This is a genomic window from Pseudomonas duriflava, assembly GCF_007830155.1.
GTDB classification, from domain to species: domain Bacteria; phylum Pseudomonadota; class Gammaproteobacteria; order Pseudomonadales; family Pseudomonadaceae; genus Chryseomonas; species Chryseomonas duriflava.
This window is the reverse complement of record NZ_VLKY01000007.1, coordinates 139,123-161,786: the sequence shown is the minus strand read 5'-3', so window position 1 is coordinate 161,786 and position 22,664 is coordinate 139,123. Positions and strand designations below refer to the sequence as shown.

Genomic DNA, 22,664 nt, shown 5'->3' with positions numbered 1-22,664 from the left:
CCCGCTTGTTCATCTACTGGAGAACCTCAGCCAGCTCATCGAACATCTTCGGGAATTCTTGCTGGTACTTCAGGACGGAGGACTCTTCGGGTTTCACGATGGTGACCTCAGCGGCTCCCTTGAGGATGTCCTCGATCATCATCATGCAGGCTACTTCGAAGTAAGGATCAAGCCAGCAGGCGAACTTAACGGCTAGCTTAGGGTGCCCCCAGGTTCCACGATCTTCGATGTAACGGTTACCAGGGACTACCTTAACTAATTCTAGGTCCGCGAATTGCGCGGCGCTAGAAAATGCTTTCATGAAGGCCAGGATGTCAGGGGAGCGCATGAAGTGGCTAAGGTCCTTACCGAAAGCCTTCGCAGCCTTGGTCATATTAAAGTAACCGTCCTCACGGAACAGGAAGGTCTTGTCGTTCCACTCACGGGTAATCAGTGCTGTGCTAGTAGTCATGGAGTAATCTCTCTCTCTTTCTTGCGTACAATTCAGATGGGGCCCCTGAGGGGCGTTTTTGGTAGTTCAATACTGCGTAGAAATGGTCAATGAGCATCGCCATGCCAGAAACCTTGCGGGATCGGGCACTTCTTCTCATGCGGAAGGCTGGGCCTAAAAGACTGTCCGAGAACGGGCCCACACCTGTCTCAAGGTGGAAAAACATTGGGCAAGGAAGGGCTCGCCTAGGCCCTGAGGAGCTTGAGACGCTGGGTAGGGTATTCCCTGCTTATCGCTGGTGGCTCCTCACTGGAGAGCGGGAGCCTGAAGGGCCCTTTGAGAGCCCTATAGAGTAGCGCGCCCTGTTAGTTCAATACTGCGTAGGAATGAAAAAGGGCCCCCTTAGGAGCCCTTCTGTGCTTTCTCTAGCCTTGCCTTGGCTTGCTCCCAGGACTCTCCCGGTCGAGCTTTCTTAGCGATATACGCCTGGGTCAGCTTGGGGTTTCCCAAGGTCTCACCATAGCGGCCTTTATTAGCGGTAACTAAATCCCTAATTTTTAGTGTTTTAGAAAAGGTAATCGATGGATTTCGTCTTTTGGGTTACCTCTCTTCACCTCGATAATTTTCTTATCCCTGGAAAATGGTGATAAGGCTCCCGAAGGAGCCCTTAAGGGTGGTCTCTTTACTGCTGGTGGAAGAGCTTGAGAAAGTCTCTTTGCTGACCTGCCAAGGTGATAGACGCCGACCCAATTAGTATTTGATGCATGATGAGGTCGTATAAGGCGGCCTTATCTGGGTCAAGCCACCGAAGCAGGAGTGGGGCTAGTGAGGGATGTCCCCATGTGATGAATGCAGAGGGCTTCCCATTGTTCCCTTTGGTCTCAACTAGAGTCCTGTCTGGTCCCAGCTTGGCTATGGTTTGCAAATGCTGATTAGTAGTTGGAAGGTTGAGGAACTCCTGAATGTCCTTGCCGTATGCATTCGCAGCCTCAGTCATGTTCACATAGCCATTTCCAGTCTGGAGCTGAATGACTGTTTTATAGTGAGCTTTCAATGTGTCGATCACTGCTCTTGCTTCATTGGTAGTTTTGCTTTCTTCAGACATGAGTGTCTCCTAGAGCTCTCCTGGGGAGGCCCTTAATCAGTAGTGGATGATTGATGTTCTGGAGGTTTAGTCCAGGGTGGCGCTAGTGCAGTGAAGCAGAAGAAGGAAAGTGTACTTTCAGTTTCCCCTGGCTGAAGTGAAGACCCTTAAGGGCTCTCCAGGTCCATGAGGGCGGGCTGAAAGCTCCAATCCTGATCCACTCGGGAAAACCTTTTGAGGCCCAAAGATACCCATTGGAAGGATCAAAGCTCCCAGACAAGAAACGCCACGCCTCAAGGTAGACAAAGTTAGTTGCTCTCAAAGCGCTATCCGTAGCAACGGCATGGGATAGGTTCTCCCGCTGTACTAATGAAAGCTGCTGGTCAATCCAGCCTATGAATATCTGCGTTTCCTCATCGTTCGCACTGTCGCCAAGACGATCAAAAAGATTTGCTAGGAGCGGTAGGGTTTCTTTTGGGAGTCTCGTAGAGAGCTGCCTGAGGGTTTTCATGTGTATCTCCGATGTAGGTTCTGTTAGCTACTTATGAGTGCCTGTGAGATGAAAGAGATATCTCAAGGAGCTCCTACTCAGTACAATATATCTGGAGTACATAGTAAACCTAGTGAGATCGGAGTCAATAGTAAACCTCATGACTATTAAATATTTAAAGGATGACTTTGATTTAGATTATTTATTAGGGCGGGCGCTTTTGCTAATGCGTATTGCTGGTCCTAAGGCTCTTTCTGAGCATGGAAGTACGTCTGTTTCAAGATGGAAAAATATTGGACAAGGTAGAGCTAGGCTTGGAGCAGAAGAGTTAGAGACGCTAGCTCGAATGTTCCCCTCGTATCAGGTATGGCTTCTGACAGGAAAGAGAGAGATTGGCTGTGAGCAGACCACTCCACAAGAAGATGGGGCGGCTGTTGAGATTGTTTAGTTAAGAAAGCAGATGAGAGGCTTGGAAAGGGTCTTAAAGGAATGGAGTGCTCTTAACTGGAGCGCTATAGTCAACCTCTTAAAAGACTCAGGGAAGAGAAGCTGTGTTCAAAGCTATTACCATTAGGGCATGGGAGGCTATTGGAAAAGGTTATGGCTATAGCCTTTGGATAGGCCCTCCCTTAGCGCTTCTGCTCATAATCCTTCAAGAGACATTAGGGTGGAAAACGAAGACCTTGGTTATTGCGGTCTTAGCAATCTATGCGGGTCCGATGCTAATTCTCGGATCATTTTGCACGTTGGCCCTTATGGGGTTTCTTTTGTGGCGCTGTCTAAAACTATCCCAAAGTGCCTTCCGCCGTGCTTGGTTTAGGCGCTCCTTCCTTACCGCGTTGGTCCTAGTTCTTCTCCCTGTCTCGCAGATTGTTCTTACTGAGTTGAACCTGGGCGGTCCATTTCCAATTCACTGGATGCTTGGAAGTAATCCTTGGGATTTCTTGGCAATGACCTCAGGGCTTGCCATGGGTAACCCTTGGGCATGGGCGCTAGCTATAGGAGTGATGCTATCAGTGAGGCTCTGCTGGTTATCTCCCTCATGCCTTGATAGCGCTACAAAAGCTTAGGCATAAATCAAACAGGTATTACCCATTATGTAAGCTTGGGATATGCATGGGTAATGATTAACCTATGAGATAAGAGAAATTGATGGCAGATATTAGAAGTTGTTCATGAGCGCAGTTTAATCGGTTACTCATCCTGCATCTGCTTGGTCTACGATTCGTTCTCCTACTTCGCGAGCTGGAGGCTGGCAATGGTTGTGGAAGACGAAATTATCGAGCAGGTAATTCTAGGTTGCGGTAACGTATTTGACTCTCATCAGGTTATTGCGAAATTCATTCAGCAAAACCAAAGGCTCTATGTTTCCTTGCTCGCTACTACAGAAAGCGACCAGCCTTTTCAAGCTCTGCACTCAAGGCTAGGTAAGCAGATTAAAGTCATCTGTGAACGTCATGGATTGCAGGGCGAGAGCTTTAATAGTCCTGATATCTTTGGGAATGTACGATCTTGTCATAAGTGGTCAATGCCCATGCAAGAGTCTGCATAAAGGCATCAGCAGCTCCTTCAGATAAATCCTGAGGGAGTTCTATAGGGAAGCGTAAAACAGATAGGGAGACACAAGGCACGCCTCCCATTTACTTCACTCTATCTGAGCTTCAGCAGCCTTACGAACCCTAAAGACTGTCGTTCGGTCCATCCCTAGGGCTTTCCCTATGGCTGTATCACCAAGACCTTCGGCCTTCATTGCTAAGATACGGTCCAGCAGGGGTTCCCCCTTGGGTTTCCTCCCTTTGTATTTCCCCTCAGCCTTCGCCTTAGCTATCCCTTCACGCTGGCGCTCAAGCATCATCTCCCGTTCGAACTGAGCTACAGACCCAAGGACATTCAGCATAAGCCTCCCTCCTGCTGTGGTGGAGTCTATGCCCATGCCTAGGATGTTCAGCCCAGCTCCCACATCATCGAGTCTCCTAAGAATCTCTCCAAGGTGGTGAACGCTACGGGCCAAGCGGTCGAGCTTAGTGACTACCAACAGGTCTCCCTTGCGGAGATCCTGGAGCATCCTTTCCAGCTCTGGCCGGTCTCCTACAGAGGACACCTGTTCCTTGTAGAGCTTTTCTACTCCAGCAGCCTTCAGCTCTCTTTCCTGAGCCTCGAAACCAGCAACCTGTTCGAGGGTAGAGGTACGAGCGTATCCAATCCGCATGATCTGTAATCCGTTGCAAGTGTTGCACTGAGGTCTTAGATGTCACAACGGTACTGTTGCATAAATCTAAAGTCAACTCTATTGCAACGGTTTTAATGCATGGCTGCAACGCTGCGTTAGACCTTGCCCTATTGCAACGCAACGGCGGGATTAGGCTAAAGGTAGATTGGAAGAGAGGAGATAGGTGGAGACCCCTTGGGCTTCCTACAGGACCGTGTAGGGGCGCGTGAGAAGCAACCGGGCGTAGGTGCGCATGTGAGGGCACCCACGGGGGAGTCTGCGTGCTCACGGATCTTAATAAGGGGTCTCACATTTTTTCGAAATTTCACAATTAGGAGCAAGAGGCGCGTGAGGCATGGATCTCAGGATTGCTCTCATTTGCTTGTCTTTTAGGTGCTTAAGGGCGTGACATCAATTGAGTTGATAGCATCGGCCATTGCTTTGATCGGCTCTCTACTTCCGTATAGGCCGAACGTAACAGACCCATCCTCATGCCCAACCAATCGTTTGATTACCGAGTCCTGTACCCCTGCTTCTCTGAGGTCATCAATAAAGGTATGTCGGAAGCTATGAAAGACCTTGCGGGGGTCAGTGATTCCTTGCTTTTGTTTATAGCGACCGAACCACTTGCTAGGCGCATGCCCTAACTGGCCTCGTACAGCTATCAGTTCTGGGAAAATCCTAGAGACTCCATCAGGGGCTGCCCTATGAACATACTCAAGAAATCCCAGACGGATCATCTGAGGATGGATAGGAATAATTCGACGACTGCTAGGAGTCTTCACCTTTTGGTCTGCATGGGTATCGCTGATGCGAATACAGGCGCTTCCTTGGATAGTGGTGATGTCGTCAGCATGTAACTGGCAGAGCTCCTCCATACGGGCTCCTGTGGTTCTACCCAAGAGGACCAGCCAGAACCTCCACACATGCTTTAGGGATTCTTTTCTGAGAGCTTGAAGATCAAGAAGGATATTCAGGTCAGCAGGAGTAAATGAATGCCGAGCCTCCTTAGCGGAAACTGCCACCATTACCTTGATTCCCTTTAGAGGGTTCTCAGTGATGTATTTGTTTTGCATGCACCAGTTAAAGAAAGCTGAGACTTTGCGGAGCCGGTTATTTACAGTGGTAGTGGAGATGGGTGTGTACTCAATCCCTGACCCGATGATTTCTCTAAGGGGCTTTCCGCTGAATTCAGGTCGAAGACCAAAGTACTGGGGGCACCTCTTCAAGAGCTCCTTAAACAACCTTGCATCAGCGGGCGTGAAGTCTTGAGGCGTTCTGTCTCCTATGAGTTCAAAGAAGTCTCTAAGGACTCGCTCCACATCTTGAGTGTTACCTTCTCTCCAGGCTCCTGTCCGTTTCCCTTCCTCTATGTATAGCTTCGCCAGTTTCTCGAGAGTCGGCTCCTTCTTAGGCGGTGTTGCTCTGAGAGCTGTCGAAGTTGCTCTCAAGGGTCTTTCTGGAATATCTGAGAGGCTTTCCTTCAGCCATTCTTTACAGAGCCTCTTCAGATCCCCTACTGAGTCAAATTGGTGGTCCGCTAGATATCCGAAAACCTTGTAAGCGAGTCTGCTAGCTATAAACAGAGCCGTCTTTCGTTCGGTTACTCCCAGACTCAGGCGAAGAGTGGACCTCATAAAGTCCACGTGCTTAGGGAGTCTCAAGTTTAGGTAATACGTGGTCTCGCGACGTGTGATGTATGCCAAGAGTGGTCCACCAGAGTGGTCCATCAAAGTGGTACAAAACTGACCACACCCCTAGCTTCTCTCGATCTTGATGGGGGTCGAGAAGGGCTCTTAAGGGGTTCCCTAAGGGAGTTCTTGGGGAGTTCTGGATGGCTGGAAGGCCCGCCAGATAAGGCCCGCAGGTGTCAGCCGGACTTCGGTCGAGTAACCGGAAGATCAGAGCAGCCGTTAGCGTCAGCTAACACTGTAGCGGTGACATCGTGTGCCGGGGTGTGGCTGGTGGGGCCACCTCCAATTTCTTAACTCATTACCTTAAAATGAGTTGTCTCTATAAAAAATCTACGTGTGACAGCATTGTTCGACTCCCTAAGTGGGCGTTTGCAATCTCGCCGTATTTACCCTCCTAGATATTCCTATTTTCTTTTTGGTTGGCCTGAAAACGCCATGAGCTTTTGTGGTGGTATGGCGCTTTATAAGCTGTTTAAAGTGTATTGATCCGTGTCTTTTTCTGGCGGCCAGAGCATATTTCTCAAAGGCACGCTCCCTGTAATGTAATGGGATATTGAAATCACGTTGTTCCTGGTAAAGGCTTTAGCTTTACTAGCTGTCACTTGGTCCAGCCTCTTCCTCATTCAATCAATAGCGGCAGAGTTATCTTTTACTCTCTATGAATTGAGATCCCCTGGGCTGGTGGCTCTTTGTTCCTGTGGCTGGCTCGGTTGTGACAACCAAATTTTCATTATTGAAAAGTGCTCTTCTTTGGCCTGTTTCATTTCGAGGGTTTTTAAGAAACACCCATGAAGAGGAAATGGCTTATGGAAACTATCCCTATTAGGCGATATGTTTCACAGGTTGAGCCTGCCCAGGAAGGCATGGCTGCACATTCCTACACAGGTTGCGACTATTTAAAAAACAACAAGCACAATGGACAAAGCAAATGGACAGCAGTAACAATTCGCAAATCAAAGATCGTACCCGGTTTGGTGTTTTCCCTGGGGCTTCAATAAAGGAGGCTTGGGCTGTGCTATATGCGCACGGAGGAATTATTTCGGAGTTTTCCAGCAAGTCTGAGGCGCACGATGAGGCGGAGCGGTGGAATGGTTTCTGGTTCCGTTTGAAAACGTGAGTGTGGTTTGAAACTCTTTATTTAAATCTGTCTGCTTTTAGTACGCCGCTTTCAGCAAGCAATCGGGCGAGCGCCGCGCTGGTGCTGTGCTCGGTTGCATATGTGATTCTCTTGCCTGATTAATGCGATGGGGTGGCGAGCATTGACAAGGTGCTTGCAGGTTTCATTGGTTTGAACTCTTCTGGGTTGCCTCCCTGCCCATGTCCTGTATAGACATCATTATATTTCTCTTTTATATCGTCTAATCATATGATGATTGTAACGGTCTAACTGAATATGGTGGCATTGGTCTCTTAGGGTATTGGTCGTTAAGATGACTGGATTAGCAATGCAGGCGAGGGCGCGTCGTATGTCGAATAATTTTCATGCCTCAGCGGTGGACTCGCTCGGAAGCTGGATTGCTTCGGGGCAGTTCAAGCCGGGCGATGCTCTCAAGGTAGAAGCGGACCTGGGGCAGGAGCTCGGTGTTAGCCGCACGGTAGTACGAGAGGCTATCAAGACACTAGTAGCCAAAGGCATGATTGAGGTTGGCCCCAAGGTGGGAAGTCGTGTGCTTCCGCTCAATCGTTGGAATCTTTTCGATCCACAAGTAGTTGGCTGGCTCAGTCGCGGTGGGCTGCCGGATAATTTCGTCAAGGACCTCTTGGATCTTCGTCGCGCTATCGAGCCCGTTGCCGTTAGATGGGCTTGCGAGCGGGCCACGCCGGAACAGATAACACGTATCCAGATGGCTTACGAGGCGTTAGAAGCGTCGCTGTCGGGCGGTGATTACAATAGTGCGGACCAGCATTTTCATGAGTGCGTGTTGGCCGCTAGCCATAATCAGTTCATTGAACAAATGGTGCCTGCGCTAGGAGCGCTGTTGGCTGTTTCGTTTCAGCTGTCTTCAATGGATCCGGATGAGCTTCGGCGAACATTGCCATTGCACAAGGAGCTGTCTGAGGCAATTGCAGTCCGTGATTCTGCCCGTGGCGTATGGGCCTGTATGACGCTGATCGACAAGGCGACTGTCACAATTTCGCGCTACAGCTCGATATAGCATTCTGTATTTATCCAGCTGATTGTCTTTGCCGTCAGGTCGGGTTGCCGCGCCGTGTCGTATGTCGAGTATGGCAATAACCTGTGTTTCGATTTTGCATCATCTGGAGCGCAGGTTCTTGCTGGTCCTGAGATTTATAACAAGAAGAAGGGGGCTTTATGGAGTGGCAGCCTGTGGTTTCTCAGCGTTACCGGTTGGCTGAAGGGCCTTTTTGGGATCAGGCTTCTCAGCGTTTGTTTTGGGTGGACATCGCCGGTCAGTTGGCGTGTCTTCTTGAAGGTAATTCCTATCGAGAGTGGCGATTGGCTGAGCCGGTTTCCGCTTTCATTCCAACGCATCGAGGCGACGCGTTGGTAACCCTGCGTAGCGGGGTCTACCGGCTCGATCTCGATTCGCCTGGCGAAAAGCCCAGGCTGTCCTTGCTGTGTGTTCCTGATCCTGACTCGGGCAATCGAGCCAATGAGGCCCGTTGCGATGCTGCGGGCAATCTCTGGCTGGGCAGCATGCAAAATAATCTAGGACCGTTTGGTGAAGATATTCCCGTTACTCGCCGTACGGGCGGGCTGTTCTGTATCGATGCTCAGGCGAGGGTAACTCGTCTGGCTAGTAACATCGGGATCGCCAATACCCTGGCATGGGATGCCGATGGCTGTCATGTCTATACCGCTGACACGCTTGAAGGTGTGATTTATCGCTATCCCATCGAAGGCGCTGCGTTAGGCCCGCGTAGCGTATGGGCGCGCCCGCATGAGCACGGGCATCCGGATGGGTCTGCCCTGGATAGGGAGGGTTATTTGTGGAATGCCCGCTGGGATGGTCATTGCCTTATTCGCTTTGCGCCGGATGGGTGTGTGGACTCGATTATTAGCGTGCCAGCAGCCAGACCTACTAGTTGCGTATTCGGTGGTCCGGATTTACGCACGCTCTTTGTGACTACGGCGGAAGAAGAAGGGGGTTTTGCTGGCGCGGTTTTGGCTACAGAGGCTCCAGTTGCCGGCACGGCTTGTCATCGTTTCGCAGGTTGAGTGCCAGATTCGTAAAGTTTCTCTTAAAAAGAGAGAGTTGCAGAGCGCCTGATTCAATCATAATATGATATGACTGTTTGGCGGACTGCGATTGCCTATACCTTCCGCTTTCAGCCTTATCCGATGCTGTACGTACTAGCTATTAATAAAAATAAGGAGGTAGCTATGTTTCGCGGCCGTGGGATTTTTTCCCGAGTAAAATTTGTTATGGCAGCTAGTGCTCTAGGTCTGTCGTTGTCTGCTGGATCCGCTGTATTCGCCGATGAGGTGAAGATTGGCTTTCTTGTAAAGCAACCTGAAGAGCCCTGGTTCCAGACGGAATGGGCATTTGCCGAAAAAGCTGCAAAGGATAAAGGCTTCACGTTACTCAAGATCGCCGTGCCGGATGGTGAAAAAACCCTTTCGGCAATCGATAGCTTGGCGGCCAATGGCGCTAAAGGGTTTGTCATTTGTCCGCCAGATGTTTCGCTGGGGCCAGCTATTGTCGCCAAATCCAAGATAAATGGTCTGAAAGTCATGGCAGTCGATGATCGCTTCGTTGGCTCGGATGGCAAGTTCATGGAAGACGTTCCCTATTTGGGTATGGCCGCTTTTGATGTTGGCCGACAGCAAGGAGAGGCCATGGCGGCCGAAGCGAAGAAGCGCAACTGGGATTGGGCAGATACCTATGCCGTCGTTAATACCTTCAACGAATTGGACACGGGCAAGCAGCGTACTGACGGCTCGGTCAAGGCGCTGAAGGACGCCGGATTGCCTGAGGACCATATCATCTACGCCCCCCAAAAGACTCTAGACGTGCCGGGTAGCATGGATGCCACCAGCTCCGCGCTCGTCAAGCTGCCAGGCAATGCCAAGCATCTGATTATTGGCGGTATGAACGACAACACTGTGCTCGGTGGCGTACGTGCGACTGAAAGTGCAGGGTTCGATGCAGCCAATGTAATTGGTGTCGGCATTAACGGTACCGACGCGATTGGCGAGTTAAAGAAGCCCTCGAGTGGGTTCTTTGGCTCGATGTTGCCGAGTCCGCATGAGGAGGGCTATCAGACCGCCAGCATGATGTACGAGTGGGTTACGACAGGTAAGGAGCCGCCTAAATACACTGCAATGGATAAGGTCACGCTGATTACCCGGGAAAACTTTCAGCAAGAACTCGAGAAGATCGGACTCTGGAGGTAAGCACTTTCCAATCTAATCCACAGGGTGAACGCCTATCAGCCAGCGACGTCATGCGGCGTCGTTTACGGAGGTGGTATGGACGCAGTGCGGCAACCAGTATTGAACGACAGTCTGGCTTTCCAGAACATTGGCAAAACGTTTCCCGGTGTCAACGCGCTTAGTGATATCAGTTTTACTGCTCGGCCCGGCTCGGTGCATGCGCTTATGGGCGAAAACGGAGCAGGTAAATCGACCTTGCTCAAGGTGTTGGGAGGCTACTACCAACCCAGCAGTGGTCATTTGCGTATTGGCGAGCATGAGGTGGTATTTCGTAACACGGCCGATAGCATTCGCAACGGCGTAGCCGTCATTCATCAGGAATTGCAGTTGGTACCGGAAATGACCGTGGCGGAAAACCTTTTTTTGGGTCATCTGCCGGCGCGTTATGGCATTGTCAATCACCGGCAATTACGGCAGCAGGCCTTGCAATTGCTTAAGGGGCTTGCCGAGGAGATTGATCCAAACGTTCGGGTAGGACGTCTTTCGCTCGGGCAGCGGCAGTTGGTGGAGATTGCCAAGGCGTTGTCCCGTGGTGCCCACGTCATTGCCTTTGACGAACCCACCAGTAGCCTGTCTGCACGGGAGACCGAACGGTTAATGGCCATCATTGCGCGACTGCGGGATGAAGGTAGGGTCGTTTTGTATGTGTCGCATCGCATGGAGGAGGTTTTTCATATTTGCGATGCCGTAACGGTCTTCAAGGACGGACGCCATGTGCGGACATTCGAGCAAATGAGCGAGATAACGCCTGATCAGCTCATTACCTGCATGGTTGGGCGTAGTCTGGATGATATCTATGATTACCGGTCTCGAGAGAAAGGCGGTGGCTGCTTAAGCGTATCTGGTCTATTGGGACCCGGCCTGCAAAAACCGGTCAGTTTTGAGGTGTGCCAGGGCGAGATTCTTGGTTTGTTTGGGCTGGTTGGCGCAGGCCGCACCGAACTGCTCCGGCTGCTGGCTGGTTTGGAGCGACATAAAGCCGGAAGTCTGGCCCTCAAAGGTGAGCCACTGACGTTGCGTAGCCCGCGGGATGCAATCGCGGCAGGCATTCTGCTCTGTCCGGAGGATCGCAAGAAAGAAGGGATCGTGCCGCTAGCCAGCGTGGCGGAAAATATCAACATTAGTGCACGCTCTAGCCACGCGACTTGGAACTGCCTGATCCACGGGCGTTGGGAAAAGGAGAATGCTGAAAAGCAGATCCGGGCGCTAAATGTGAAAACGCCGACTCCAGACCAGCGGATCAAGAACCTGTCTGGCGGTAATCAGCAAAAGGCTATCTTGGGGCGTTGGCTATCTATGCCAATGAAAGTGCTATTGCTGGACGAGCCTACCCGAGGCATCGACATTGGCGCCAAGTCGGAAATCTATCAAATCATTCACTCTTTGGCTGCCAAAGGCATTGCGGTCGTGGTGGTCTCCAGTGATTTGATGGAAATCATGGGTATTGCCGACCGGGTGATGGTCATGAGCGAAGGAGCTGTTACAGGGGAGCTGAGCCGTACTGAAGCGACTGAGGAAAAGCTTCTAGAACTGGCTTTGCCGCGTACAAGAGCCTAAAGGGTAGAAGGTTGCCCAAACGTTTACAAAAATAATGAGGTGAATCATGTCCACGCAACCCAATGTCCTGGCGACTCCTCGCCGCAGCTTCGATTCCCGGCGATTCCTTGATGATTGGGCCATGATGCTGGCGGCTCTTGCCATTTTCGCATTGTGTGCTCTGTTCATTGATAATTTTCTCTCGCCTCTGAACATGCGCGGCCTTGGTTTGGCCATTTCAACGACCGGCATTGCTGCCTGCACGATGTTGTTCTGCTTGGCCTCTGGGCATTTCGATCTTTCCATCGGCTCGGTTATTGCGTGCGCAGGTGTCGTGGCGGCAGTTGTCATGCGGGAATTCCACAGCGTCGCCCTGGGAGTAACCGCTGCTCTGGTTATGGGGCTATGTGTTGGGCTGATCAACGGTCTGGTGATCGCCAAGCTGAAGATTAATGCTCTGATCGCCACGCTAGCGACTATGCAAATCGTACGTGGCCTCGGCTACATTTTCTCGAATGGCAAGGCCGTGGGGGTTATGGAGGAGCAGTTCTTTGTATTCGGCAACGGCCAGTTGTTTGGCGTACCGGTGCCGATCGTGATTACGCTCGTATGTATCTTGTTTTTCGGTTGGCTGCTCAATTACACCACGTTTGGCCGTAATACCCTGGCGATTGGGGGAAATGAAGAGGCGGCTTTGCTGGCAGGGGTGCATGTAGACAGAACCAAGATCATTATTTTTGCCATGCATGGGGTCATTGGTGCCTTGGCTGGCGTAGTGCTGGCTTCTCGCATGACGTCCGGGCAACCTATGATCGGGCAGGGCTTCGAACTAACCGTCATTTCGGCTTGCGTGCTGGGTGGTGTATCTCTGGCTGGTGGTATCGGCATGATTCGCCATGTGATTGCCGGCGTGCTGATCTTGGCAGTCATTGAGAACGCCATGAACCTGAAAAATATCGATACCTTTTATCAGTATGTAATTCGCGGCACGATCCTGTTGCTAGCCGTGGTGATTGATCGGCTTAAACAGCGCTAAACTCCGCCTAGCCCAGCCGGGCAACGGTGTCCCGGCTAGCAGGCGTAAGGCTTCAACCCTTGATTTCGGCGGGTTTGCCCTTATCTTTCGCATCAGGTGGAGGCAGCCTGATGCATGCTTTCTGCCATTGGCCATTAAGTGTTTCTAGTAGAGCCGTCTTATGAATCTCAGGGTGGATGCTGGCTTTTGGATGCAATTTACCCCCTGCTTCGCTAGCATTAGTCGACTTCTTTTCCTTCGCTGTGTCAGGTATCGATGAGTTATCAGGTTCTCGCTCGCAAATGGCGTCCGCGCTCATTCCGTGAAATGGTCGGACAGACCCATGTGCTTAAAGCCCTGATCAATGCGCTGGACAACCAGCGCCTTCATCATGCCTATCTGTTTACTGGTACACGTGGGGTAGGCAAGACGACCATTGCCCGTATCCTTGCGAAGTGCCTCAACTGCGAAACAGGAATCAGCTCAACACCATGCGGTGTTTGCTCAGTCTGCCGTGAGATCGATGAGGGGCGCTTTGTCGATCTGATCGAAGTTGACGCGGCCAGCCGTACCAAGGTCGAGGATACGCGCGAGTTACTCGACAATGTGCAGTACGCGCCTAGCCGAGGGCGCTACAAGGTCTACCTCATCGATGAAGTGCACATGCTGTCGACACACAGCTTCAACGCGTTGTTGAAGACGCTCGAAGAGCCGCCGCCGCATGTAAAGTTTTTGCTGGCAACAACCGACCCGCAGAAACTGCCGGTCACGATCTTGTCGCGCTGCCTGCAGTTCTCCTTGAAGAATATGCCGCCAGAGCGTGTTGTCGAACATTTGAACCATGTGCTGACGGCCGAGCAGATTCCTTTCGAAGAAGATGCTCTGTGGCTGCTGGGGCGCGCAGCTGATGGGTCCATGCGGGATGCCATGAGCCTTACCGATCAGGCTATTGCTTTTGGCGAAGGACAGGTGCTCGCAGCGGATGTACGTGCCATGCTGGGTACCTTGGATCAGGGGCAAGTATATGGTGTGCTACAGGCGTTGCTGGAAGGCGATGCCAAGGCCCTGCTTGCAGCAGTACATCATCTGGCTGAGCAGGGGCCCGATTGGGCGGGTGTACTGGGCGAGATGCTTAATGTACTTCACCGGGTCGCTATTGCTCAGGTCTTGCCGGATGCCGTGGACAACGGGCAGGGTGATCGCGAACGTGTTCTTGCACTTGCCCAGGCGCTACCAGCCGAGGATGTTCAGTTTTATTACCAGATGGGGTTAATCGGGCGACGTGACCTTCCGTTAGCGCCCGAGCCGCGAGGCGGGTTTGAAATGGTCCTCTTGCGCATGCTGGCATTTCGGCCAGCCGGTGCTACGGAGGCCGTCCCCAATGTCGAACTAAAGCCCTTGGGAATCAAACCGGCCACCGTTGATTCCAAGTCCGATGCGGTGGCCAGCGTAACTCAGACTGCTCCGGCATTGACCGCCTCTGTTCCTGCGGCGAAGCCCATGTCTGCGCCACCAGCGCCGATTCCTCGCGAAACTCCGGCTGCGCCTGTGCCTGCAGCACCGTCACCAGCACGTGAGCCTGTCGATTTATCGTGGGATGAGCCTGAGAAAGCCTCTGGCACCATCGAGGCAGAAGCTCCGCCGCGTGTCGCTAGAGAGATAAAAGAGGCCACAGTCATCGAGTCCGGACAAATGGACGATGATGCGTCTGATGAAGAGCCGCCACCGGGTGACGATTATTATGAGGTCGATCCGGAGTCCTATAGTTATCTTGAGGAACTGGCGGAGGAGGTACTCCCGGAGAACACCACGCCTGTTGAGCCGGTGCCGGCTGTCGCTCCGGCTACAGGCCTGGCGGCCGAATGGTTGGAGCTGTTTCCTCAGTTAGGGCTAGGAGGCATGACGGCCAGCATCGCGGCCAATTGTACGTTGGTCAGCGTAGAAGGTGATGTTTGGCATTTGCATCTGGATCCCGGGCAGAGTGCGCTGTTCAACGCTAACCAGCAGCGGCGACTTAATGATGCCCTTAGCCAGCATCAGGCACGTACCATCAAACTGGATATCACCATCCAGACGCCAGAGCAGGAAACGCCGGCCCAGGCTGCAGCGCGCCGACGGGCAGAGCGGCAACGGGCGGCGGAGCGATCCATTCAGGATGATCCGTTGATCCAGCAATTGATGGAGCAGTTCGCGGCGGTGGTCCGTACAGATACTATCGAACCGGTCGATTCGTCAGAGTCGGCTGGCATCTCACACTCAACGAGGTAGACGACATGATGAAAGGTGGCATGGCCGGGCTGATGAAGCAGGCGCAGCAGATGCAGGAAAAAATGCAGAAAATGCAGGAAGAGCTGGCGAATGCCGAGGTCACCGGCCAGTCTGGCGCGGGTCTGGTTAGCGTCGTGATGACAGGACGTCATGATGTTAAACGCGTGTCGCTGGACGACAGCCTGATGCAGGAAGACAAGGAAATCCTGGAAGACTTGATTGCTGCTGCCGTGAATGACGCGGTACGCAAGATCGAGCAGAACAGCCAGGACAAGATGGCCGGCATGACGGCGGGTATGCAGCTGCCGCCTGGCTTCAAGATGCCTTTCTAACGCCCTGCGCAATTACGCCACTGGCCGTTCTGGCTGGTGGCACCCAGGTGAGCCATTTCCGCTGCTGACCTGTCCAATCCTATAGTTCACTCTCCATTCGGGATTACCGCATGAGTTACAGTCCTCTCATTCGTCAGTTGATCGATGCCTTGCGCATTCTCCCTGGCGTAGGTCAAAAATCGGCCCAGCGCATGGCCATGCAGATGCTGGAGCGTGACCGGAGTGGCGGGTTGCGCTTGTCGAGTGCCTTGCAAGCAGCCATGGACGGGGTCGGTCATTGTAAAAACTGCCGCACGCTAACGGAAAACGAGTTGTGTCCGCAATGTGCCGATCCTGACCGCGACGATACCTTGCTGTGTGTAGTCGAGTCGCCCATGGATGTATTTGCGGTTGACCAGACCGGTTTTCGTGGGCGCTATTTCGTACTCAAGGGACATTTATCTCCTCTGGATGGCTTGGGTCCGGAAGCCATCGGTATTCCCGAGCTGTTGGAGCGTATCGAGTCGGGTGCCTTCACGGAGGTCATCGTTGCTACCAACCCGACCGTAGAAGGCGAGGCGACTTCGCATTACATCGCCCAAATTCTGGCCCCACGGGGTATTACGATTTCCCGTATCGCCCATGGTGTACCGCTGGGTGGAGAGCTTGACCTCGTGGATAACGGCACCCTGACCCACGCCTTCGCAGGACGTAAGCCGATCGCACTTTGACAGTAAAGGCATAAAAAAGCTGAAGAAAGAGCAGAGAAAAGCGTAGACCAAATTTTGAGAAGTATTATCATTAGCATTGTCTGATGGCTTCTCTCGATGGGGATCTACACATGAGCGTGGGTGAAGTGAACTCACCGCAAGCCTTGCATCAGTGGTACAGCGATCATCATGGCTGGCTTCAAGGCTGGCTGCATAAGCGGCTGGACTGTTCATTCAATGCAGCCGATCTGGCTCAGGATACCTTCATGCGCCTGTTGGCGCGTGAGCATGAGCTGTCTACTGTTCGTGAGCCCCGGGCGTATCTGACTACGATCGCCCACTCCTTGGTCGTGAACTTCTGGCGTCGTCAGGCCATTGAACGCGCCTACCTGGACGCATTAGCTGATCGACAGGACAACCACGTCCCTTCGCCGGAAACACGTGAGCTGATCATCGAAAGCTTGCTTCGCATCGACGCTTTATTGAATACCTTGCCAACTAAGGTTCGCTCTGCATTTCTCATGTCCCAGCTGGACGGGCTTACTTATGCTGTGATTGCCCAGCGTTTGGAGGTATCCGAGCGCATGGTCAAGAAATACATGGCTCAAGCCATGTTGCATTGTCTGACGGTAATGGAGGGGTAAGCCATGTCCCTTCCTGAGCCGGAGTGTGATTTTTCTGTACTGGAACAGGCTGCCGAGTGGTTTGCGCTACTCAAGGACGACGCGGTTAGCGAACAGGACCGGTATCGCTGGCAGGCTTGGCTGAATGCTAGCCCGCACCATGAGCTTGCTTGGCGGAGGGTGGAGCAGATCAGCCGGCATTTCGAGCGTATCCCGCAAGATGAGCGGCGCGAAGCCCGGATAGCTTTGCAGCAGGGCGGTAAGCAGACACGTCGCCAAGCTTTGAAGCTAATGGCGTTGTGCCTGGGCGGTATTGTTCTTTCTTCAGGCGTGGCGAACAGGCTACCTTGGCAAGAGTGGTCTGCCAGTTACAAGACCGGCATAGGTGAAATCAAGGAATTCCAGGTCGCGAGCAATCTGAAGTTGTGGTTGAACACCAACTCGGCAGTTGATGCCGACAAGAACTCGGCCGGATTTTTATTGCATCGGGGCGAAATCGTCGTTCAAGCAGGCAACGGTGCTCCGTCAAACACCCATGTTGCTACTTCGTCTGGCAATGTCCTAGGGCGTAGCCTTCGGTTTCAGGTTCGTAAGGCAAAGGATTATTGCGAAGTTGCTGTCTTCTCTGGAGAGATGCAGGTAGCACCGCTGCACGCATCTCCTCTTACAATAAAGGCTGGGCAACAGGCCCGCTTTACAGCGGATCGTATCGTTGCGATAGAGCGACTCGAATCAAGACGAGCGGCCTGGGTGAATGGAATGCTAATGGCTGACAATATGCGCCTGGGTGATTTCATTACTGAGCTGGAGCGCTACCGACACGGTTACATAGGATGCGATCCTCAGGTAGCCGACTTGCGCTTGGTGGGCGCCTACCCACTAGCCGACACGGACCGTATCCTCACGGCTCTGGAAATGAGTTTGCCGATCAAGGTTAATTATCCGTTGCCCTGGTGGGTTTCTATCTCGGCACGCGTCTAGCTTTAATTTTAATAAAAATTATTATCATTAGCAGTTCCCTTTTTTCTGTTTCAATTGGCTTTAGGTTCAAAGGCCTTTTAAGCCTTCCATATTAAGAAAAGAAGGGGATTGAAATGCGTTCGTGCCGTTTGTCTTCCACCCGGTTTTTACGTAGTCCGTTGCGGCAGGCCGTCCATGCGGCAGCGCTGGCCCTGCCGTTAAGCATGGCTATGGCTTCCTTGCCGGTATTAGCAGCGCAGCCGGTCTCGGCACAGCAGATTCAACGTTTCGACATTCCTGCCGGGCCGCTCTCTACGGTGTTAAGCCGCTTTGCCAGCGAGGCTAATGTCATGCTGTCAGTCGACGCTACCTTGACTGAAGGCAAGCAGAGCCAGGGCTTGAAAGGGCAGTACAGCGTAAACGATGGATTTGCCGAGCTGTTGCGGGGAAGCGGTCTTAACGCTGTTGATAATGGTAATGGTGGCTATACGCTAATTTCGGCATCTGCACAGGATGCCGGTGTAACTGCACTATCCGCCACGACTGTTACCGATTTCGCCTTGGGTAATGCGTTAGGTGAAGTCAGTGGTTATAACGCCACGCATAGCCAGATCGCCACGAAAACCAGTAAGTCGATTCTGGAAACGTCTCAGTCTGTGTCTGTAGTGACTCGCGAGCAGATGGATGACCAAGGATCGCAGACTGTTTCCCAGGCGCTGCGCTATACGCCTGGTGTGATGACCAGTCCCTATGGAGCGACCCACCGTTACGACTATGTTGCCATGCGTGGCTTTAATGAAGGTTCGGTAGATAACATCTACCTGGACGGTTTGAAAACCATGGGCGACAGCGGCACCTATAGCAGTATGCAGGTCGACCCCTATTTCCTTGAGCGTATCGATATTCTCAAAGGTCCATCTTCCGTTCTGTACGGACGCAGTAACCCTGGTGGTTTGGTCGCGCTGACCAGCAAGAAGCCGCTATACGAGCCCTATCATGAAATTCAGGCCACAGTTGGCACCCAGGGACAAAGAGGAATAGGGTTCGACTTTGGCGGTCCGGTGGATGAGGATCAGCGCATCGCTTACCGCTTGGTAGGCTTGGCAGACAAGTCAGATACGCAATTTGATGTGGAAGAAAAGCGTTACGCCATTGCGCCTACAGTGGCTATTGATCTTGATGATGACACGACCCTGACCTTGCAGGCCTACCTGCAGCACGACCCTGAGGGTGGTTATCATGGCGGTCTGCCGGCAGAGGGAACACTCTATCGCCATAATGGGCAGTACATCTCGAATAGTTTCTTTGAGGGAGACTCAGACTACGACAAGTTCGAGCGTACCCAGCAAATGGTAGGGTATCAGTTCGAGCATCGTTTTAACGATGTATGGTCGGCCCGTCAGAACTTCCGCTACCTGGACGGTAAGGTAGACATGCGGCAGGCCTACCAGACAGGTTGGGTCGGTACTTCCAACGAGCTTTCTCGCGCTACCACCGAAGGCAAAGAGCGCCTGCATGCCTGGATCGTAGATAACATGCTTCAGGCTGAGTTTGAAACTGGGGCTGCCAAGCATACGCTGCTGACCGGCATAGACTATCAACGCCGGAAAGCCAAAGTGGATTACTCCGGCGGGACGGCGTCCACTATCGATGCGTTCAATCCCGTTTATGGCGATGCGGATGTCGTCAATACGTGGGAAACAAGTAACCTGCGCCGCATGGAGCAGACCGGCCTCTATGTTCAGGACCTGATCGATCTAGACAAGTGGCGTTTCTCCTTGGGTCTGCGTAAAGACTGGGTGGAAACCTCGTCTGAAGACCTGATGTACGGTACCGGCAAAAGTGAGGCTAAGGATAGCAAGCTGACGCCACGTGTAGGGGCGTTGTATCTTTTCGACAACGGCATCGCACCCTATATCAGCTATTCGGAGTCCTTCAACCCGAACTCCTATACGGACCAGAGCGGTGATCCACTCGAAGCGACCGAAGGTAAGCAGTGGGAGGCCGGTATCAAGTATCAGCCGCCAGGTACGGACAATATCTTTACTGCCTCGGTATTCCACATCGTCCAGGAAAACCTGGCGACCAAGCTGGCAAACGAACAATATTATCGGGCTGTTGGTGAGGTTCGCTCTCAGGGCTTTGAACTGGAAGCCCATATGCAGGTAACCGATAACTTCCGGGTACTGGGCAGCTATACCTTTGCCGATGTGGAGTACGTCAAGTCAGAGGACGGTACGGAAGGCAACACGCCTAATGTCGCGCCGCGCCATATGGCGTCTGTTTGGGGCGACTACACCTTTAACGAGGGTACCCTTCGAGGGTTGAGTTTTGGCGCGGGCTCACGCTTTGTCAGCAAGAGCTGGGCAGACCCGGCCAATACGCAGCGTATTCCAGCCTATACCCTGTTCGATGCTTCGGTGGGGTATGACCTGAGTAATGTAGGACTTAAGGGCATGGATATACGGGTGAATGCCAACAACCTGACTGACAAGGAATATATTGCGGCCTGCAACAGCTTGTCCTATTGCTACTATGGTGAGGAGCGCAACGTGACGGCCACCGTCAGCTACAAGTTCTGAACATCGAATAGGTGAGGCTGGGCAAAGTATCCAGCCAGAACGGGCGACCTATGTGCGGGTCGCCCGTGTCGTTTCAGCCTTCCAGTTGACCGCCTGCCAGAGCGCATAACTGGATGCTATCAAGAATATGTACCTCCTTGCCTTCGGCCTCGATAATGCCGCTCTGCTGGAAGCGAGTAAAAACACGAGAAACCGTTTCCACGGCCAGTCCCAAATAATTGCCGATCTCGTTGCGCGACATCGACAGGCGGAACTGCCGGGCGGAAAAGCCCCGCGCCCGGAAGCGGGCCGACAGGTTGACCAGGAATGTGGCGATACGCTCGTCTGCCGTTTTCTTGGACAACAAAAGCATCATTTGCTGATCATCACGAATTTCACGGCTCATTACCCGCATCAATTGCCGACGCAATTGCGGTAATTGCTCTGACAGTTCGTCGAGATGATCGAAAGGAATTTCGCAAACAGAGGTGGTTTCCAGTGCCTGGGCCGAAATGGGATGCAGGTTAGTGTCCATACCGGAAAGTCCGACCAGCTCGCTAGGCAGGTGGAAACCTGTAATCTGCTCCTCACCATTGTCTGTCACGCTAAAGGTCTTGAGCGCTCCGGAACGTACCGCAAAAACGGAATTGAAGGTGCCACCTTGGCGGAACAGGATTTCGCCTTTCTTAAGCGGCTGACCGCGCTTAACGATACGGTCTAGCGCGTCCAGATCCTCAAGATTAAAGGAAAGGGGAAGGCATAAGGGCGCCAGGCTACAGTCTTTGCAGTGGGTTTGCGAGGCGACACGCATTTTCAAATTTTCGGACATGGCTTTCGGTTTATTCCATTAGTGAAGCCAAGGGTATTACCGCATGTTTTATTACGAAAGCATGCGAACGCGACCTGTTCAAACGACACGCGAAAACCGCTGCATGTTCTGCTCAGGCAAGTAATGGTCAAACAGCATGCAGACCGAACGTACCAATAGCCGTCCCGCAGGAAGAATATGGATGCCTTGATCATCCAGGCAGATCAGCCCATCAGTTGCCATACGCTGTAATTCAGGCATAACATCGGCGAAATAATCCGTGAAGTTGATTGACAGAGTTCGGTTCATTTCAGCGAAATCAAGCTGAAAGTGGCAGATCAACTGTTGGATAACTGCACGACGGATCAGATCATCACGCTCACAGTGCAACCCTCGGCGAATGGCCAGTTGGCCGTTATCCAGCCTAGACTGGTATTCGGAAATATCCACACTGTTCTGGCAATAAAGCTCACCTACCTGGCTAATAGCAGACACACCAAAACCAATCAGGTCGCAATGACCATGGGTTGTGTAGCCTTGGAAATTACGTTGCAGCGAGCCGTCTTCCTGCGCGATAGCCAGCTCATCATCAGGCAAGGCGAAATGGTCCATGCCAATGTAACGGTAACCTGCTGTCGTCAGCTGTTCCGTGGCGCGCTGCAGCATTTCCAGTTTCTGTGCCGGGCTGGGGAGCTGTGTGGCGTCGATCCGGCGTTGAGGTATAAAGCGTGCGGGCAGATGAGCATAGTTGAAAATTGAAATCCGGTGCGGTTGCAGTCGGATGACTGCCTCAATGGTACGGGCGAAGCGTTCCGGCACCTGACGAGGTAGCCCATAAATCAGGTCAATATTGATGGAGCGATAGCTCAAGGTACGAGCCGCTTCGACAATGGCTTGCGTTTCCGCCAGGCTTTGCAGGCGGTTGACTGCAAGTTGCACCTCAATGTCTAAATCCTGTACTCCCAGGCTCACTCGATTAAAGCCCAGTTCGCGCAGTAGGCCCATTGTTGCCCAGTCAGCCTCCCGTGGGTCAATCTCTATTGAGTAATCACCTGAGTCGTCATCCAACAGGTTGAAATGCTGCCGCAATTCGTTCATTAGATGACGCAACTGTTCCGTGTTGAGGAAGGTAGGAGTGCCGCCGCCAAGGTGAAGCTGTTCGATCACCTGGTCTTTGCCTACGTGGGGGCTGATAAGATGAAACTCGCGTAACAGGCTGGCCAAATAGGGCCCACTGCGGCTACGGTCTTTGGTGATGACTTTATTGCACGCGCAGTAGTAGCAGATATTGGCGCAGAAAGGGACGTGAACATAGAGCGAAAGGGCTTTCCTGGCCTTGCGGCTGTTACGCAGGGCATGCAGGAGGTCAAAGGTCCCCACTTGGTAGTAGTCGGGTAAGAGGTATAGCGTGGCCCTGCCGTGTCGTAGCGCTGGATAAGGTCCGTATTCCAATCGATGGCATTGAGCATAACTGCATTCCCATAAGGCAATGGGTAGAAGTGTAAGAGGGTCAATCCCGTACTGTGTTGACTTGTATCAATGCACCATGAAGCAGAGCAGGGTGCT

The 22,664-nt window shown here is 52.4% G+C and carries 19 protein-coding genes and 1 pseudogene; 14 read left to right on the top strand and 6 right to left on the bottom strand.

Going from position 1 to position 22,664, the window contains the following annotated elements; translation table 11 throughout:
• Nucleotides 1-13: 13 nt before the first annotated feature.
• Both IQ22_RS11895 and IQ22_RS11890 read right to left on the bottom strand, forming a co-directional pair.
• On the bottom strand, nucleotides 14-451 hold the full coding sequence (locus tag IQ22_RS11895) for a KilA-N domain-containing protein (protein WP_145142017.1): 438 nt from the start codon (nucleotides 449-451) through the stop codon (nucleotides 14-16).
• A gap of 661 nt (nucleotides 452-1,112) precedes the next feature.
• Entirely contained in the window at nucleotides 1,113-1,535 is a 423-nt protein-coding gene (locus IQ22_RS11890) for a KilA-N domain-containing protein (RefSeq protein WP_145142015.1), read from the bottom strand.
• A 629-nt stretch (nucleotides 1,536-2,164) separates the two neighbouring features.
• On the opposite strand from IQ22_RS11890, the gene IQ22_RS11880 reads away from it, so the two are divergent.
• Entirely contained in the window at nucleotides 2,165-2,452 is a 288-nt protein-coding gene (locus IQ22_RS11880) for a DNA-binding protein (protein ID WP_145142011.1), read from the top strand.
• Nucleotides 2,453-3,262: 810 nt separating this feature from the next.
• The gene (locus tag IQ22_RS11875; RefSeq protein WP_145142009.1) at nucleotides 3,263-3,556 is read left to right on the top strand and encodes a hypothetical protein; all 294 of its coding nucleotides are present in this window, start codon (nucleotides 3,263-3,265) and stop codon (nucleotides 3,554-3,556) included.
• Between the two features lie 93 nt (nucleotides 3,557-3,649).
• Here the strand turns inward: IQ22_RS11875 and IQ22_RS11870 are convergent, their stop codons facing one another.
• Together IQ22_RS11870 and IQ22_RS11865 are read right to left on the bottom strand one after the other, a co-directional pair.
• Entirely contained in the window at nucleotides 3,650-4,213 is a 564-nt protein-coding gene (locus IQ22_RS11870; RefSeq protein ID WP_145142007.1) for a recombinase family protein, read from the bottom strand.
• Between the two features lie 389 nt (nucleotides 4,214-4,602).
• Nucleotides 4,603-5,850, bottom strand: coding sequence for a tyrosine-type recombinase/integrase (locus tag IQ22_RS11865; protein WP_342212453.1), 1,248 nt, complete (start codon nucleotides 5,848-5,850; stop codon nucleotides 4,603-4,605).
• An 863-nt stretch (nucleotides 5,851-6,713) separates the two neighbouring features.
• On the opposite strand from IQ22_RS11865, the gene IQ22_RS23175 reads away from it, so the two are divergent.
• The 12 genes from IQ22_RS23175 (at nucleotide 6,714) to IQ22_RS11805 (ending at nucleotide 20,311) form a co-directional block, all read left to right on the top strand.
• A complete protein-coding gene (locus tag IQ22_RS23175; protein ID WP_158635430.1) occupies nucleotides 6,714-6,905 on the top strand; it encodes a hypothetical protein in 192 nt (63 codons plus the stop codon).
• A gap of 468 nt (nucleotides 6,906-7,373) precedes the next feature.
• A complete protein-coding gene (locus IQ22_RS11855; RefSeq protein ID WP_145142001.1) occupies nucleotides 7,374-8,063 on the top strand; it encodes a FadR/GntR family transcriptional regulator in 690 nt (229 codons plus the stop codon).
• 158 nt (nucleotides 8,064-8,221) lie between these two features.
• Nucleotides 8,222-9,088 (top strand): SMP-30/gluconolactonase/LRE family protein, encoded by an 867-nt coding sequence (locus IQ22_RS11850; RefSeq protein ID WP_145141999.1) that lies wholly within the window; start codon nucleotides 8,222-8,224, stop codon nucleotides 9,086-9,088.
• Nucleotides 9,089-9,253: 165 nt separating this feature from the next.
• Complete coding sequence (locus IQ22_RS11845; protein WP_145141997.1) at nucleotides 9,254-10,267, top strand: substrate-binding domain-containing protein; 1,014 nt, start codon at nucleotides 9,254-9,256, stop codon at nucleotides 10,265-10,267.
• 75 nt (nucleotides 10,268-10,342) lie between these two features.
• On the top strand, nucleotides 10,343-11,863 hold the full coding sequence (gene araG, locus IQ22_RS11840; protein ID WP_145141995.1) for an L-arabinose ABC transporter ATP-binding protein AraG: 1,521 nt from the start codon (nucleotides 10,343-10,345) through the stop codon (nucleotides 11,861-11,863).
• 46 nt (nucleotides 11,864-11,909) lie between these two features.
• Complete coding sequence (araH, locus tag IQ22_RS11835; protein ID WP_145141993.1) at nucleotides 11,910-12,878, top strand: L-arabinose ABC transporter permease AraH; 969 nt, start codon at nucleotides 11,910-11,912, stop codon at nucleotides 12,876-12,878.
• Between the two features lie 255 nt (nucleotides 12,879-13,133).
• On the top strand, nucleotides 13,134-15,125 hold the full coding sequence (gene dnaX, locus IQ22_RS11830) for a DNA polymerase III subunit gamma/tau (RefSeq protein WP_145141990.1): 1,992 nt from the start codon (nucleotides 13,134-13,136) through the stop codon (nucleotides 15,123-15,125).
• Between the two features lie 5 nt (nucleotides 15,126-15,130).
• Nucleotides 15,131-15,457, top strand: a complete 327-nt coding sequence (locus IQ22_RS11825; protein WP_145141988.1) for a YbaB/EbfC family nucleoid-associated protein — start codon at nucleotides 15,131-15,133, stop codon at nucleotides 15,455-15,457.
• 110 nt (nucleotides 15,458-15,567) lie between these two features.
• The gene (recR, locus tag IQ22_RS11820; protein WP_145141986.1) at nucleotides 15,568-16,167 is read left to right on the top strand and encodes a recombination mediator RecR; all 600 of its coding nucleotides are present in this window, start codon (nucleotides 15,568-15,570) and stop codon (nucleotides 16,165-16,167) included.
• A gap of 110 nt (nucleotides 16,168-16,277) precedes the next feature.
• Nucleotides 16,278-16,790 (top strand): sigma-70 family RNA polymerase sigma factor, encoded by a 513-nt coding sequence (locus tag IQ22_RS11815; protein ID WP_145142234.1) that lies wholly within the window; start codon nucleotides 16,278-16,280, stop codon nucleotides 16,788-16,790.
• A gap of 3 nt (nucleotides 16,791-16,793) precedes the next feature.
• Nucleotides 16,794-17,750, top strand: a complete 957-nt coding sequence (locus IQ22_RS11810) for a DUF4880 domain-containing protein (protein ID WP_145141984.1) — start codon at nucleotides 16,794-16,796, stop codon at nucleotides 17,748-17,750.
• A 113-nt stretch (nucleotides 17,751-17,863) separates the two neighbouring features.
• Nucleotides 17,864-20,311: a TonB-dependent siderophore receptor gene (locus IQ22_RS11805; protein WP_145141982.1), complete on the top strand. Its 2,448-nt coding sequence runs from the start codon at nucleotides 17,864-17,866 to the stop codon at nucleotides 20,309-20,311.
• 73 nt (nucleotides 20,312-20,384) lie between these two features.
• Here the strand turns inward: IQ22_RS11805 and fnr are convergent, their stop codons facing one another.
• A complete protein-coding gene (gene fnr, locus IQ22_RS11800) occupies nucleotides 20,385-21,119 on the bottom strand; it encodes a fumarate/nitrate reduction transcriptional regulator Fnr (RefSeq protein ID WP_145141980.1) in 735 nt (244 codons plus the stop codon).
• Between the two features lie 78 nt (nucleotides 21,120-21,197).
• Nucleotides 21,198-22,567: pseudogene (gene hemN, locus IQ22_RS11795) on the bottom strand (oxygen-independent coproporphyrinogen III oxidase).
• Nucleotides 22,568-22,664: the final 97 nt, after the last annotated feature.

What these genes read in the sequence shown, in the direction of transcription:
- IQ22_RS11875 (WP_145142009.1), top strand. Translation starts at nt 3,263, where the DNA reads ATGGTTGTGGAAGACGAAATTATCGAGCAGGTAATTCTAGGTTGCGGT.
- IQ22_RS11815 (WP_145142234.1), top strand. Translation starts at nt 16,278, where the DNA reads ATGAGCGTGGGTGAAGTGAACTCACCGCAAGCCTTGCATCAGTGGTAC.
- IQ22_RS11880 (WP_145142011.1), top strand. Translation starts at nt 2,165, where the DNA reads ATGACTATTAAATATTTAAAGGATGACTTTGATTTAGATTATTTATTA.
- fnr (WP_145141980.1), bottom strand. Translation starts at nt 21,119, where the DNA reads ATGTCCGAAAATTTGAAAATGCGTGTCGCCTCGCAAACCCACTGCAAA.
- araH (WP_145141993.1), top strand. Translation starts at nt 11,910, where the DNA reads ATGTCCACGCAACCCAATGTCCTGGCGACTCCTCGCCGCAGCTTCGAT.
- IQ22_RS11865 (WP_342212453.1), bottom strand. Translation starts at nt 5,850, where the DNA reads ATGAGGTCCACTCTTCGCCTGAGTCTGGGAGTAACCGAACGAAAGACG.
- IQ22_RS11870 (WP_145142007.1), bottom strand. Translation starts at nt 4,213, where the DNA reads ATGCGGATTGGATACGCTCGTACCTCTACCCTCGAACAGGTTGCTGGT.
- IQ22_RS23175 (WP_158635430.1), top strand. Translation starts at nt 6,714, where the DNA reads ATGGAAACTATCCCTATTAGGCGATATGTTTCACAGGTTGAGCCTGCC.
- IQ22_RS11850 (WP_145141999.1), top strand. Translation starts at nt 8,222, where the DNA reads ATGGAGTGGCAGCCTGTGGTTTCTCAGCGTTACCGGTTGGCTGAAGGG.
- IQ22_RS11845 (WP_145141997.1), top strand. Translation starts at nt 9,254, where the DNA reads ATGTTTCGCGGCCGTGGGATTTTTTCCCGAGTAAAATTTGTTATGGCA.
- IQ22_RS11855 (WP_145142001.1), top strand. Translation starts at nt 7,374, where the DNA reads ATGTCGAATAATTTTCATGCCTCAGCGGTGGACTCGCTCGGAAGCTGG.
- recR (WP_145141986.1), top strand. Translation starts at nt 15,568, where the DNA reads ATGAGTTACAGTCCTCTCATTCGTCAGTTGATCGATGCCTTGCGCATT.
- IQ22_RS11805 (WP_145141982.1), top strand. Translation starts at nt 17,864, where the DNA reads ATGCGTTCGTGCCGTTTGTCTTCCACCCGGTTTTTACGTAGTCCGTTG.
- IQ22_RS11895 (WP_145142017.1), bottom strand. Translation starts at nt 451, where the DNA reads ATGACTACTAGCACAGCACTGATTACCCGTGAGTGGAACGACAAGACC.
- IQ22_RS11810 (WP_145141984.1), top strand. Translation starts at nt 16,794, where the DNA reads ATGTCCCTTCCTGAGCCGGAGTGTGATTTTTCTGTACTGGAACAGGCT.
- IQ22_RS11825 (WP_145141988.1), top strand. Translation starts at nt 15,131, where the DNA reads ATGATGAAAGGTGGCATGGCCGGGCTGATGAAGCAGGCGCAGCAGATG.
- IQ22_RS11890 (WP_145142015.1), bottom strand. Translation starts at nt 1,535, where the DNA reads ATGTCTGAAGAAAGCAAAACTACCAATGAAGCAAGAGCAGTGATCGAC.
- araG (WP_145141995.1), top strand. Translation starts at nt 10,343, where the DNA reads ATGGACGCAGTGCGGCAACCAGTATTGAACGACAGTCTGGCTTTCCAG.
- dnaX (WP_145141990.1), top strand. Translation starts at nt 13,134, where the DNA reads ATGAGTTATCAGGTTCTCGCTCGCAAATGGCGTCCGCGCTCATTCCGT.